This window comes from Vibrio agarivorans, from assembly GCF_030409635.1.
GTDB lineage: Bacteria > Pseudomonadota > Gammaproteobacteria > Enterobacterales > Vibrionaceae > Vibrio > Vibrio agarivorans.
This window is the reverse complement of the sequence record NZ_JAUFQF010000004.1, coordinates 894,086-907,145: the sequence shown is the minus strand read 5'-3', so window position 1 is coordinate 907,145 and position 13,060 is coordinate 894,086. Positions and strand designations below refer to the sequence as shown.

General features: G+C 46.7%; 10 protein-coding genes, 2 tRNA genes, 1 rRNA gene, 1 pseudogene and 1 riboswitch. Of the genes and pseudogenes, 7 read left to right on the top strand and 7 right to left on the bottom strand.

Annotation, left to right across the window (positions count from 1 at the left end; all coding sequences use genetic code 11):
- Positions 1–72 precede the first annotated feature (72 nt).
- The 3 genes from rrf to QWZ05_RS12670 all read left to right on the top strand — a co-directional run bounded on the left by rrf (position 73) and on the right by QWZ05_RS12670 (position 470).
- Positions 73–189, top strand: a 5S ribosomal RNA gene (gene rrf, locus QWZ05_RS12680).
- A 56-nt stretch (positions 190–245) separates the two neighbouring features.
- Positions 246–322: transfer RNA gene (locus QWZ05_RS12675), tRNA-Asp, on the top strand.
- Between the two features lie 71 nt (positions 323–393).
- A tRNA-Trp gene (locus QWZ05_RS12670) sits at positions 394–470 on the top strand.
- Positions 471–700: 230 nt separating this feature from the next.
- On the opposite strand, the pseudogene QWZ05_RS12665 reads toward QWZ05_RS12670, so the two are convergent.
- From QWZ05_RS12665 to glyQ, 4 genes and pseudogenes are all read right to left on the bottom strand, one after another.
- A pseudogene (locus tag QWZ05_RS12665) lies at positions 701–1,946 on the bottom strand (valine--pyruvate transaminase).
- A 130-nt stretch (positions 1,947–2,076) separates the two neighbouring features.
- Complete coding sequence (locus tag QWZ05_RS12660; RefSeq protein ID WP_290298708.1) at positions 2,077–4,161, bottom strand: alpha-amylase; 2,085 nt, start codon at positions 4,159–4,161, stop codon at positions 2,077–2,079.
- 118 nt (positions 4,162–4,279) lie between these two features.
- On the bottom strand, positions 4,280–6,346 hold the full coding sequence (gene glyS / locus QWZ05_RS12655) for a glycine--tRNA ligase subunit beta (RefSeq protein ID WP_264874667.1): 2,067 nt from the start codon (positions 6,344–6,346) through the stop codon (positions 4,280–4,282).
- A gap of 2 nt (positions 6,347–6,348) precedes the next feature.
- The gene (gene glyQ, locus QWZ05_RS12650; RefSeq protein WP_264874668.1) at positions 6,349–7,272 is read right to left on the bottom strand and encodes a glycine--tRNA ligase subunit alpha; all 924 of its coding nucleotides are present in this window, start codon (positions 7,270–7,272) and stop codon (positions 6,349–6,351) included.
- A 199-nt stretch (positions 7,273–7,471) separates the two neighbouring features.
- Positions 7,472–7,676: riboswitch (yybP-ykoY riboswitch) on the top strand.
- A 5-nt stretch (positions 7,677–7,681) separates the two neighbouring features.
- Here glyQ and QWZ05_RS12645 point away from each other — a divergent pair.
- Together QWZ05_RS12645 and QWZ05_RS12640 are read left to right on the top strand one after the other, a co-directional pair.
- Positions 7,682–8,236 carry a TMEM165/GDT1 family protein gene (locus QWZ05_RS12645; RefSeq protein WP_264874669.1) on the top strand — a complete coding sequence of 185 codons (555 nt, stop codon included), beginning with the start codon at positions 7,682–7,684 and terminating at the stop codon, positions 8,234–8,236.
- 116 nt (positions 8,237–8,352) lie between these two features.
- Positions 8,353–8,613: a hypothetical protein gene (locus tag QWZ05_RS12640; protein WP_264874670.1), complete on the top strand. Its 261-nt coding sequence runs from the start codon at positions 8,353–8,355 to the stop codon at positions 8,611–8,613.
- A 67-nt stretch (positions 8,614–8,680) separates the two neighbouring features.
- On the opposite strand, the gene tusA is transcribed toward QWZ05_RS12640, so the two are convergent.
- Positions 8,681–8,929, bottom strand: coding sequence for a sulfurtransferase TusA (gene tusA / locus QWZ05_RS12635; protein WP_264874671.1), 249 nt, complete (start codon positions 8,927–8,929; stop codon positions 8,681–8,683).
- A gap of 131 nt (positions 8,930–9,060) precedes the next feature.
- Here tusA and QWZ05_RS12630 point away from each other — a divergent pair, with 131 nt between their 5' ends.
- A complete protein-coding gene (locus QWZ05_RS12630) occupies positions 9,061–9,249 on the top strand; it encodes a hypothetical protein (protein WP_264874672.1) in 189 nt (62 codons plus the stop codon).
- A 139-nt stretch (positions 9,250–9,388) separates the two neighbouring features.
- On the top strand, positions 9,389–10,330 hold the full coding sequence (locus tag QWZ05_RS12625; protein ID WP_264874673.1) for a LysR family transcriptional regulator: 942 nt from the start codon (positions 9,389–9,391) through the stop codon (positions 10,328–10,330).
- A gap of 71 nt (positions 10,331–10,401) precedes the next feature.
- Here QWZ05_RS12625 and acuI read toward each other — a convergent pair whose 3' ends face one another.
- Positions 10,402–11,382, bottom strand: a complete 981-nt coding sequence (gene acuI, locus QWZ05_RS12620) for an acrylyl-CoA reductase (NADPH) (protein ID WP_264874674.1) — start codon at positions 11,380–11,382, stop codon at positions 10,402–10,404.
- A gap of 148 nt (positions 11,383–11,530) precedes the next feature.
- Positions 11,531–13,060, bottom strand: a complete 1,530-nt coding sequence (gene ilvA / locus QWZ05_RS12615; protein WP_264874675.1) for a threonine ammonia-lyase, biosynthetic — start codon at positions 13,058–13,060, stop codon at positions 11,531–11,533.

Below are 13,060 nucleotides of genomic sequence, written 5' to 3'. Positions count from 1 at the left end.
TAACTTTTAGAAGCTTTCCAGACTTTTTGTTTTCACTTTTTTAGAAAAAGTGAAGACGAAAAACAGAATTTGCTTGGCGACCATAGCATTGTGGACCCACCTGATTTCCATGCCGAACTCAGAAGTGAAACGCAATAGCGCCGATGGTAGTGTGGGGCTTCCCCATGTGAGAGTAGGACATCGCCAGGCTTTGAACATTATCTGTTTAAAGCACGATTTAGATAAGACTTTAAATAGACCACTGCGGAGTGGTAGTTCAGTTGGTTAGAATACCGGCCTGTCACGCCGGGGGTCGCGGGTTCGAGTCCCGTCCACTCCGCCACTTATTTAAGAAGCCTCGCTAAACGCGAGGTTTTTTTGAATCTAGAGTTTACTCGATTCAGACTACAGTTTAGGGGTGTAGCTCCAATTGGCAGAGCAGCGGATTCCAAATCCGCGTGTTGGGAGTTCGAATCTCTCCACCCCTGCCATATATCAAAGCCTCGTCGAAAGACGGGGTTTTTTTGTATTTGTTGCTTTTTCAAAGCAAGTGTTGGGAGAGCTAGCCGCCCGCTAGGTTCGTCAGCTCGGTCGAATATCTCCACTCCTGCTATACATTCATTAAAGCCTCGTCGAAAGGCGAGGCTTTAATGTATCTGGAGCTTTTTAGAAAAATAGATAGCTCAACGTTTAGGTGGGGCACTAATAGATGCTTCGCATCTTAGCCTTGATAGGCTTTGATGACTTCTTCAGCAAGTATCTCGATGCCTTTTTGCAGCTTTTCATCATCTTGAACATAGTTCATACGTAAGCACTGATGGCTGTGTTCCCAACTACTTTCTTGTCCAATAAAGAAATACTCTCCTGGAACGATCAATACCCCGCGCTCTTTTAAGCGTTTATAGAGCTCCATCGTTGTGATCGGTAGATCATCAAACCATAGCCATAAGAAGATCGCGCCTTCAGGTTTGTGGATCCTAAATCTCAGATCTTGAATTGATCGTTGGAGTAGCTCTATAGCTCGTTGCGATTTTTGTAAGTAAAACGGCCTGATAACCTCTGTACTTAATGGTAAGAGATCGCCCTTGTCGATCATGTGTTTGACAATTGCTGGTCCAACACTTCCTGGTGATAGGCTGATGATCCCATTCATATTTGCTAGAGCTTGAGTGACCTCTTCATTGGCGATGATTATTCCGCAGCGAACACCGGGTAAGCCAAGTTTAGATAAGCTCATGCACAGAATCGTATTGTCGTTCCAGAATGGTTTCACATCTTCAAAGATGATATTAGGAAAAGGCACACCGTAGGCATTATCGATAATGAGTGGAATGCCATTATCGCGCGAGTTTGTCGAGTTGAATGACCTCTTGCTCGGTTAGCACGTTACCTGTTGGGTTTGTTGGGCGTGATGCACAAATCGCTGCGACACTTTGATCTACTTTGAGTGAATTGAAATCAACATGGTACTTAAAGAGGCCATTATCAAGTAGTTCAATCTCTGGTTTGTATGAGACAAAGATATCTCGGTCAATACCGGCATCACCATAACCAATATACTCAGGGGCTAGGGGGAGCAATATCTTCTTGTGCTCACCATTTGAGTACTTTCCTGCTAGCAAGTTAAATAGATAGAAGAAGCCACTCTGACTGCCATTAGTTAGACTGATATTCTTTTCTGAAATATCCCAGCCATAGGTTTCTTTAAGCAACTCGGCTAATGCGCTGATAAAGGTGTTTTTCCCTTGAGGGCCATCATAGTTGGCAAGAGATGATACAAGCTCACCATTATTGAGCAGCTCTTGGCACGTAGAGTGAAAGTAATCGAGCATGGCAGGTATAGCAGCAGGGTTGCCACCACCGAGCATAATTGCTCCTGGTGTACGAAGACCATCGTTAAGGTCATCCATTAGCTGTGTGATACCTGAATACTGATTGAATTTTTCACCAAACTGAGAGAACTGCATTACCCGCTACCTGTCGGTTGATTGAACGATAAGAGATTGAAAATAACGCAACCAAGCGCTGAGTGAAAGGCTTTAGACAAAATAAAAGCCAGCTCGGATGAGCTGGCTGTAGATTGGCGTGAGAACTGGATTAGTTACCTGTGTAAACGATCAGAACCTTATCGTCTTCATATTGACGTTCAAAGGCATAGTAACCGCTTTGGTTGCGTGTAATATGCTGACCTTGAGCGACGGCAGGGTGACGTTTACGGAATTCACCAAGAGCTTGCCAGTGTTCTAGCAGTGTTGCTCGCTCACCCTCAATCAAATCCCACGGCATCGGAGAACGTGTGCCCTGATGCGAATCTGAGCCTGTCGGACCAAAGTCACGGGCTATTTCGTCGCCATAGTAGATTTGTACCGCACCTGGCGACATCATCAATGCATTAGCAGCTTTGTGCTGATCGTCAAAGCTCTTGCTTCGAGAGGCCCAGAATAAAGCAGTATCATGCGATGATAGGTAGCTTAATACATTAAACTCGCTGTCATTATTGATTGCTTTGGCGTAGCGATTAAAGTCTTGATCTAGCTTTGCAAAGCAGTCGAGAGCTTTAGGAGCAACATCGGTCTGAAACTCAAAGTTGATGATTGAGTCAAAGCCGTTGTTGAAGTAATCACTTTTTATGACACCATGAGCCCACACCTCACCAGTCATCCAGAACGGCAGGTCATCGAGCGCTTTTTCCGGGTTATTTTGTTTCCATTCAGCCAGCGCTAAGGTTGTGCTGTCTTTCAGCTCTTGCCACGCTTCCATCTCTACGTGCTTAGCGGTGTCAATACGAAAACCATCGATGCCGTAGTCCCTTACCCAGTCAGTTAACCAAGTAATGAGATGCTCTCTTGGCGTTTTTAGTTCATCGGTCGCATTGGTGTCTTTGTTATGAAAGAAGTTAGGCAGGCCAGTTTGCTTCTCTGACTCTGTTTTTAGATCGGGTAGGTAATTGAGCGACATCGTGATGTCGTTATAACCCGGAGCATCATAATTTCCTATATCTGTACGTAACCAATCGGTTCCCCACCATTTATCCCAAGCCTCTGACTCATTATATTTTATAAAGTCATTAAAGCTGTGCCAGCTTTGACCAGTTTTTGGCTTCCAATCCGTCCAGTTCTCACCAAGAACTTCTTTTGCTTCGTCATCATCGAGGTAGAGTTTACCGAAACCAAACTCTTGCATATCAGCGAGTGTTGCATACCCTGTATGATTCATGACCACATCCCAGACAATACGAATCCCTTTTGAATGCGCGGTATCAATGAAGGTTTTTAACTCGTCCTCGGTGCCCATGTTAGCGTCAAGCTTTGTCCAGTCCTGGTGATAGTAGCCGTGGTAGCCATAGTGCTTGAAGTCACCATTATTGCCACCACCAACCCAGCCATGGATCTGCTCTAAAGGTGAGGTTATCCAAATCGCATTGACACCCAGTGATTCGATATAGTCGAGCTTTTTGGTTAGGCCTGCGAGATCGCCGCCATGGAATGTCCCTATTTCTTGTTCACCGTCTTGAGTTCGCCCATAGCTGTTATCATTGTCAGGGTTGCCATTGTAAAAGCGGTCGGTCATGACAAAGTACACTGTTGCATTGTCCCAGCTAAAGGTCGCATCTTGATACACTTTCGCTTCTTCCAGCAGCAGTAGCCCTTGGCTATTGGGAGCGGCTTGCATCGTTACTTGACCATTTTCAACGAGAGCCTCATGACCAGAGAGTGCATCTCTTACAAGTGTGCCATCTGCAAAGGTTTGTTTAACGTCAATCGTTGTTGGCCCCTCAGCTGCTACGGGGCATGTATCGGTAAAGTTGGTTTTCTGCTTTGGCTTAACTTTTACCGTCAGTTGGTTAGTTTGTGGGTCGAGTTCAAATTGGTAGGTGTTAGCTTTATAGATACGCAGTGGTACATCGGATGTCTCTGCACAATTATCGATAGCCATCGGCGTGTTAAACTTGACTCGGCTTAACTCTGTGAGTGCATAAGTGTCACCGCAGGTTGCATTCTTTCCTGCAATGGCCAGATTGTATTGCCCTTTTTCGAAGTAATGCTCAGCTAGCCATGTGCCTTGACTGGTTTGCTCAAAGGCAACCTGGTCATCAGCAGCGGTCAGATAAATCGTATCTTGAGAAGTTTGGCTGCAAGCGGTAAGTATGGCGATTGAGAGGGCAATCGTGGTTTTATTCATTATATCTCTCCCTGATTAAACATCAGGGTTATATCAATAATGAACGCCTGCAAACTGAGTTGTAGAACATAAAAAAGGGAAGCCGCAGCTTCCCTTTTTATTAATCTGAGTATTGGATCTACTTCTGTAGTACCGAGATATCTGCAATCTGTAGGAACAGGTTACGCAGGTTATTCAATAGCGTTAAACGGTTCTTCTTAAGTGCTTCGTCATCAGCCATAACCATTACGTTATCAAAGAACGCATCAACAGGCTCACGTAGGTCAGCAAGCTTGCTTAGGGCTTCTTGGTAGTTACCTGTCGCAAATGCTGGCTCAAGTGCTTCTGTCATCACTTCAACGTTTTCTGCTAGTGCTTTCTCTGCGTCTTCTTGTAGAAGCGCAAGGTCGATGTCTGCTGCTAGCTCACCGTCGAATTTCGCAAGGATGTTACCAACACGCTTGTTCGCTGCTGCCAGTGCTTCTGCTGCTTCTAGTTCACGGAAGTGAGATACCGCTTTCACACGCTGATCGAAGTCAGATGGCTTACTTGGACGACGAGCCAGAACCGCTTGGATGATATCTACGCTGAAGCCAGCATCTTGATACCATGCACGGAAACGACCCAGCATGAAGTCGATAACGTCAGCTTCTACATTTTCGTTAGTCAGCTTGTCGCCTAATAGCTCTTTCGCTTTTGCGATAAGATCAGTCAGGTCTAGGTTGTAGCCGTTTTCAACGATGATGCGCAGTACACCTAGTGATGCACGACGTAGCGCGAATGGGTCAGAGCCCTTAGGTGCTTGGCCAATACCGAAAATACCTACGATAGTATCTAGCTTATCAGCCATTGCTACAGCAGATGAGATGCCTGTGCTTGGTAGGTCATCACCAGCGAAACGAGGCATGTATTGCTCGTATAGTGCTAGGGCAACTTGCTCGTCTTCACCATCGTGAGTTGCGTAGTGCATGCCCATCACACCTTGAGTATCGGTAAATTCGAATACCATAGATGTCATTAGGTCACACTTCGCTAGTAGACCTGCACGCTTAGATTTCTCAACGTCAGCGTCGATTTGCTCTGCGATGTAGCCAGCAAGCTCAGTAATACGGTCAGTCTTGTCTTTGATAGTACCAAGTTGCTTCTGGAAGATAGCTTGGTCTAGCTCAGGTAGACGGTCGATAAGAGGACGCTTACGGTCAGTGTTAAAGAAGAACTCTGCATCCGCTAGACGTGGACGCACAACCTTCTCGTTACCTTCGATAACGTGGCGAGGCTCTTTAGACTCAATGTTCGACACGAAGATAAAGTTCGGTAGTAGCTTCTTGTTGTCATCGTAAACTGGGAAGTATTTTTGGTCGCCTTTCATGGTGTAAACCAACGCTTCAGAAGGCACCTTTAGGAACTCTTCTTCAAACTTCGCAGTAAGAACAACCGGCCATTCAACTAGAGACGTTACTTCTTCAACTAGATCATCTTCTAAGTCAGCCTTACCGCCAACCGCTGCTGCTGCTTTTTGCGAATCAGCTAGGATGATAGCTTTACGCGCTTCGTAATCTGCCATGACTTTACCGCGCTCTTCTAGGATCGCTGGGTATTGCTCTGCAGAATCGATAGTGAACTCTTGCTCACCCATGAAGCGGTGACCACGGATAGTGCGGTCAGAGGCTACGCCTAGGATCTCGCCTTCGATAAGGTCAGCGCCCATTAGCATAGTCAGTGTTTTAACCGGGCGAATAAACTGAGTCGTCTTGTTACCCCAACGCATTGGTTTAGCGATAGGTAGGTTACCCAGTGCTTTAGCTGCTAGCTCAACAACGATTTCAGTCGTTGCTTGGCCTTTCACTTCTTGTTTGAAAAGCAGCCATTCGCCTTTGTCTGTCACTAGGCGGTCAGCTTGCTCAACGGTGATGCCGTTACCACGAGCCCAGCCTTGAGCGGCTTTAGTTGCATTGCCTTCAGCATCGAATGCAACAGAAACAGCAGGGCCACGTTTTTCAACGATTTTGTCTTCTTGGCCTTCTGCTAGTGCAGCAACACGTAGTGCAAGACGACGCGGTGCTGCGTACCATTTCACGCCTTCGTGCGCTAGGTTTGCGCCTTTCAGCTCTGCTTCGAAGTTGGCTGCAAATGCTTCTGCTAGAGTACGAAGCTGCGTTGGTGGTAGCTCTTCAGTACCTAGTTCAATTAGAAATTCTTTAGCCATGATTACTTCTCCTCGCCAGACTTTTTACACATTGGGAAGCCAAGTGCTTCACGTGATGCGTAGTATGCTTCTGCAACTGATTTAGTCAGGTTGCGGATACGAAGGATGTAACGTTGGCGCTCTGTTACAGAGATAGCTTTACGTGCATCAAGGATGTTGAATGCGTGGCCAGCCTTTAGAATGCGCTCGTAAGCTGGAAGCGGCAGAGGCTTCTCTAGCTCAAGTAGCTCTTTACACTCTTTCTCACACTGATCAAAGAACGTGAATAGGAAATCTACGTCTGCGTGCTCGAAGTTGTACGTTGATTGCTCAACCTCGTTTTGGTGGAAGATATCACCGTAAGTAACGGCGCTGCCGTCTGGTGCGATGTTCCATACTAGGTCGTAAACAGAGTCTACTTCTTGGATGTACATAGCTAGACGTTCGATACCGTAAGTGATCTCGCCAGTAACAGGCTTACACTCAAGGCCACCAACTTGCTGGAAGTAAGTAAACTGAGTCACTTCCATGCCATTTAGCCATACTTCCCAGCCAAGACCCCATGCGCCTAGCGTTGGGTTTTCCCAGTTGTCTTCTACGAAACGAATGTCGTGTACTAGCGGGTCGATACCAAGAACTTCAAGCGAGCCTAGGTACAACTCCTGAATGTTATCTGGAGATGGTTTTAGAGCTACTTGGAACTGATAGTAGTGCTGCAGACGGTTCGGGTTTTCACCGTAGCGACCATCGGTCGGACGACGTGAAGGTTGAACGTATGCCGTAGACATTGGCTCTGGGCCAAGTGCACGTAGACATGTCATTGGGTGAGAGGTGCCAGCACCTACTTCCATATCTAGAGGTTGAACAATAGTACAACCGTTTTGTGCCCAGTAATCCTGCAGCGCGAGGATCATTCCCTGGAAGGTTTTGATATCGAATTTTTGCATAGTCAGGTTCGCGCGATTCTTTTAAATGATAAGAAAAATAACGATCAAGTATACCGAGATATTGGCTTGGCGAGTAGAGGTAATCTTGACTAATTCGTCGCCAGAAATGTCGTTTAATGGAAAAATAGCAACACAGAGAGTGTGTTTTTCCTAAAAGGGAATTTTCAACTTGAGCTTTGTCGCTTTGCTGATTAAAATCCCGTCCGTCTTTGGGGAGTAGCTTACTGAGATAAAACGTCTGTTTTGTCCGGTTCGTTCGTCAACATAATTGGTGCAAAATCACCATGGCGCTCGAGACTCATCATCCACCGGTGAGTTTAGCAAGACCTTAGACAAATCATCACGAACCGGGGTGGGGCGTGAGGTTTGTCTATGGTTGTTATTTATTTCCCGCCCCTTAGAGCATGTCGTGAGCGTTTTAGCTATCTCAATTACCACCGTTGCCCTTGCGGAGATCGGTGACAAAACTCAATTATTATCTCTATTGCTAGCGAGTCGTTATCGCAAGCCTATGCCCATTATTGCGGCGATCTTTTTTGCGACAATTGCAAACCATGCGCTTGCCGCTTGGTTAGGGGTCGTTGTCGCTGACTATTTATCACCTGAAGTACTAAAATGGGTTATCGCTGCGAGCTTCTTAGCGATGGCCGGTTGGATTCTGATCCCTGATAAGCTGGATGAAGATGAGAGTATTTCTAATCGAGGGCCGTTTATTGCGTCGTTTATCGCTTTCTTTGTGGCTGAGATCGGTGACAAAACCCAGATAGCCACATCGATATTGGGCGCTCAATATTCAGATGCGTTGATGTTGGTGGTTTTAGGTACCACGATTGGTATGTTGCTAGCGAATGTGCCTGTGGTGCTTATCGGTAAGTTATCGGCAGATAAATTGCCGTTGGCGTTGATTCGCAAGGTGACGGCATTGCTCTTCTTAGGCTTGGCCGTGGCAGCAGCATTTTTCTGATGTTGAGCTAAATCATACTCTTGAACGAATTCAGGCTAAGGCGTGACGGGTGACATATTAGTTTCACAAATCTCGTGCTAATTTTAGATTGTGACTGATAGCCAGAGGGCAAGAGTATGCTTACACGTTATATGGGAATGACCGCCAAAAGTCAGAGCTACCTGTTCACTTTTGGTTTAGCGATTACGTTACTCGGAATGGTGTTGACAGATATGTGGCTGCCGATGGTGGCAGGGGCATTTATCTTAACAGCACTGACAGTGGAAGCATGGATTCGCGTGGCACATATCATCCCTATGCATGATGAAATGCGTGCGATGAGAAAGCAGCTCAATAAGTTGCAATCAGAAGTCCGTACTCTTGAATACGATGAGTAATCGAGAACCCTGAATATCAAAAAGGCTGCTTAATGCAGCCTTTGTTGTTTTATAGAGGCTAGAAATATCAAGCTAGCCCTTTTTTAATTAGATATTGGTACGGCAACTGTTCAGTTTGTGATGCAAGCAACTGATGATCCATAAAGCGACAGAAACTCGGAATATCGCGAGTTGTTGATGGGTCATCGGCATTCACAAGTAGTACCTCACCGTCTTCCATCGTACGAATTGTCTTCCTGACCATCATTACTGGCTCTGGGCAGCGTAGCCCTTGTGCTTCTAGCGTTTTATTTGCCTTAGTCGGATCGAAAGTCATCTCTTCTCTTTAGCGCAGTTGAATCAAGCGACAATCATACTCTTGATCAAAAAAGATTCAATATCACCTTGGCAAACGTCTATTTATAGATTAACTTAAATTAACAAGTTGATAACAAATGGAGTCTTGTTATGCTGTCGACGATGGAACGTCTATCGGTTTATTCGGTACTGTGCGTGATTGCAATGTGTTCACTGCTTCTTCAAGCAGGTAACGGCGCGTCACTTGTCCCCGTCATTGCGTTTTTCGCTGCGGTGGTGGGGATATTTGTCGAGATGCGATCATGGAAACCGACCTCGGAAGAGGCAGAAGATAATTAAGCACAGTATTACCCAGTCCAGATTTACTTTTAAGTCATATAATCTCCAGTTTTCTTGGGCTTCCCCGCTGAAAGGCGGGATTTTTTTTGCCTGAAAAAGGTACACTGATAGAAATAAAGAAGGTGTGAAAGGAACAGCGATGGAACTGGAAGAGGTTTATCGACGCGATCTCAATTTGCTGGTGGCATTGCGAGTCTTGATAGAAGAGAGCAGTGTGAGTAAAGCGGCGGCTAGGCTCAATCTGAGTCAATCAGCGATGAGTCGTGTACTGGGGCGATTGAGAGAGTTGTTGGATGATCCACTCTTCACTCGACAAGGCCAGAGGCTGATTCCGACTCAAAAGGCACTAGAGTTCGATCAAGCACTGGGGGAGCCTTTAGAGTCTTTACGACTACTGCTCTCGCCCAAAGAGTTTAATCCCGCAAGTTGCACTCAAACTTTTACCATCGCAACCACCGACTATGCGATGCAGACTATTTTGCCTTTTGCTTTGCCGCGTATTTATCAAGAAGCGCCACAAGTCTCGTTCAACTTCTTGCCGTTACAGCACGACCGTTTAACCGACCAACTGACCTATGAAGGGGCCGATTTTGCGATTTGCAGACCAACAGGTCCTGTTGAGCCCCTACAAAGTGAGACGTTGGGCAAGGTTGGGGTGTTGTGTTTATTGAGTAAGCAGCACCCATTAGCCAACAAAGAGATGACGCTAGAGGCGTACTTAGAGTGTCCGCATGCAATGATAGCGATCAGCGATGGTGTGAAGGCTCTGATTGATCAAGCTCATGTGGGAATGCCTGAGCCAAAAATGGTGCTGCGTGCTTATCACTTGGAGGCTGCATTAGCGATTGTTGACTCGATGCCATTGATTATTACCGTGCCCGCTGATTTGGCTTATCTAGTGGCAGAGCGATATGAGCTTGTGGTTAAACCCTTGCCTTTCGCTTTTACACCGTTTGATTACTCCATGATTTGGCATCCACGCTGTGAACATTCACCGGCTCAAAAATGGCTGCGAGAGACGGTTAAAGAAGAGTGCAGTCGGCTGATCGCCAAACGTATTGAAGATATTGGCCTAGCTTAAATGCAAAAAGCCGAGCGCGGAGGCTCGGCTAATATTGTTTCTACATCGTTTCGATGTTGGTGCTTAAGCGCTTAAAGCTTAATTACAACGCGTCCTGTTACTTGGCCGTTAGTAATGTCTTCAGCAAACTTTGGTGCTTGCTCAAGTGTCGCTTCAGTACATGCTTGCTCGAAGTAGCTTTCGGGTAGTAGCTCAACCAATTTCTCCCATGCCGCAATACGTTTTTCTGTTGGGCAAGAAACAGAATCTACACCCTGCAAGCGAACGTTACGCAGGATAAATGGCATCACGGTTGTCGGTAGGTCGAAACCACCCGCTAGGCCGCATGCTGCGACGGTGCTGTTGTAGTCCATTTGCGCAAGAACTTTGGCTAGTACTTTGCTGCCTACGGTATCGACAGCGCCTGCCCACACTTGTTTTTCAAGTGGACGTGCTGGCTCTTCAAACTCTGTGCGGTCAATAATGCGCGCAGCGCCTAGTTTTTCTAGTAATGGCCCGTTTTGCTCAACGCGACCTGTTACTGCAGCAACTTTATAGCCAAGCTGGGAAAGCAGTGTTACTGCAACAGAGCCAACACCACCACTCGCACCAGTAACTAGCACTTCACCATCTTCTGGCTTTACATCACCGTCAAGCAGCGCTTGAACGCAAAGCATGGCGGTAAAGCCTGCAGTACCAACCATCATGGCTTTCTTGCTATCAAGTCCTTTTGGAAGCGGCACGAGCCAATCGGCTTTTAGACGCGCGCGCTGAGCCATACCACCCCAATGATTTTCACCAACGCCCCAACCTGTTAGAACAACGCTATCACCAGCAGAGTAACGAGCATCTTCTGAGCTAACTACTGTGCCAGCAAGATCAATACCTGGCACCATTGGGAAGTTACGAATGATTTTCCCTTTGCCCGTGATGGCAAGGCCGTCTTTGTAGTTCAGTGATGAGTAATCAACATCGATAAGCACATCACCTTCAGGTAGTTGGCTCTCATCGATTTGAGAAATAGTCGCGATAGTACGTTTTTCTTCTTGGTTCAGGAGTAGTGCATTAAACATTGAGATTCTCCAATTAAATTCGCTCAGGAAACGAGATAAGTATAGCCACACTAGTGATATGAAAAAAATGAAACATTTACATTTAATGTATGCACAAAGCGCATTCAAAAACAGGTAAAAAAGCCAGTCTTGGTGACTGGCTTAGAGTTTAGGATAAAAAGAACTGATACGACGGGTTGTCGGTCTCATCTTTACACTGATAACCCAACTCACGCAGATGGCTCGAGAACTGAACGAGATCGGCTTCATCGAGTTCAAAGCCACAAAGTACGCGGCCGTAGTCGGCACCGTGGTTGCGGTAGTTAAACAGGCTGATGTTCCAGTGCGTGCCCAATGTGCTCAAGAACCTGAGCAATGCGCCGGGGTATTCTGGAAACTCGAAGCTATACAATCGCTCTTTGAGGGGTTTAGATGGCTTGCCACCAATCATATAGCGGATGTGCAGTTTCGCCATCTCGTCATCTGAAAGGTCAACAACAGGGTATCCACCATCACGAAGGTCAGTGATGATGCTCTCTAGTTCTTCTTGCCCTCCCATCAATCGAACACCGACAAATATGTTTGCCAGTTCATCATCGTTGTAGCGATAGTTAAACTCAGTCACCGCACGGCCACCGATGATGTTACAAAACTCAAAGAAGGCACCTTGACGCTCGGGGATCGTAACAGCCAGTAACCCTTCGCGCTTTTCACCCAGTTCACAGCGCTCAGAAACATAGCGCAAGCCATGAAAGTTGGTATTTGCACCAGAAAGCACCGTACCTAAGTTTTTATCTCTGAGCTGATTTTTCTCGGCAAATTTCTTAAGGCCAGCCAGCGCTAACGCGCCAGAAGGCTCTGCGATTGCGCGAGTATCTTCAAAGATATCTTTGACTGCGGCGCAGATTTCGTCGCTCGATACGGCGACATGCCCATCAATGTATTGCTGACAAAGGCGGAATGTCTCTTCGCCAATGCGCTTCACTGCGACACCATCAGCAAACATACTGACTTGATCGAGAACCACCGGTTCACCGGCATCGAGTGCGGCTTTAAGGCATGAAGAGTCTTCCGGCTCCACAGCAATCACTTTAATTTCAGGCATAAGCTGTTTGACCAGTACTGCAACACCTGCTGCTAAACCGCCGCCACCTACAGGGACAAAAATATAATCAAGGTGACCATTTTGCTGGAGCATTTCCATGCCAATGGTACCTTGTCCTGCGATCACCAATGGATGATCAAAAGGGGGCACGAAGGTGTAGCCGTGTAATTCTGATAGGCGCTCGGCTTCTGCTTTGGCCTCATCAAAGTTACTCCCGTGCAGGACGACTTCACCACCAAACCCGCGAACGGCTTCCACCTTAATGTCAGGCGTGGTTTTCGGCATCACGATGGTCGTCTTGATACCGAGCTTAGTGCCAGAGAGTGCCATGCCTTGAGCATGGTTGCCTGCAGAGGCTGCGATGACGCCCGCCGCTTTCTGTTGCTCCGAAAGGCTTGAGACCATGTTGTATGCACCACGCAGTTTGAATGAATGCACAGGTTGACGGTCTTCACGCTTAAGCTGCACGTTGTTATGAATGCGTGCTGACAAGCGTGGCATCTCTTGAAGTGGCGTAACTGTCGCCACTTCATAAACGGGAGCTCGGAGGATTTGGCGCAGATAATCTGCGCCCGTTTCCGTTGTTAATGTCAT

Excerpts from the sequence above, each read along its gene's own strand:
- QWZ05_RS12660 (WP_290298708.1), bottom strand. The coding sequence starts at position 4,161 with ATGAATAAAACCACGATTGCCCTCTCAATCGCCATACTTACCGCTTGC.
- glyS (WP_264874667.1), bottom strand. The coding sequence starts at position 6,346 with ATGGCTAAAGAATTTCTAATTGAACTAGGTACTGAAGAGCTACCACCA.
- glyQ (WP_264874668.1), bottom strand. The coding sequence starts at position 7,272 with ATGCAAAAATTCGATATCAAAACCTTCCAGGGAATGATCCTCGCGCTG.
- QWZ05_RS12640 (WP_264874670.1), top strand. The coding sequence starts at position 8,353 with ATGCTTACACGTTATATGGGAATGACCGCCAAAAGTCAGAGCTACCTG.
- tusA (WP_264874671.1), bottom strand. The coding sequence starts at position 8,929 with ATGACTTTCGATCCGACTAAGGCAAATAAAACGCTAGAAGCACAAGGG.
- QWZ05_RS12630 (WP_264874672.1), top strand. The coding sequence starts at position 9,061 with ATGCTGTCGACGATGGAACGTCTATCGGTTTATTCGGTACTGTGCGTG.
- QWZ05_RS12625 (WP_264874673.1), top strand. The coding sequence starts at position 9,389 with ATGGAACTGGAAGAGGTTTATCGACGCGATCTCAATTTGCTGGTGGCA.
- acuI (WP_264874674.1), bottom strand. The coding sequence starts at position 11,382 with ATGTTTAATGCACTACTCCTGAACCAAGAAGAAAAACGTACTATCGCG.
- ilvA (WP_264874675.1), bottom strand. The coding sequence starts at position 13,060 with ATGACATTAACAACGGAAACGGGCGCAGATTATCTGCGCCAAATCCTC.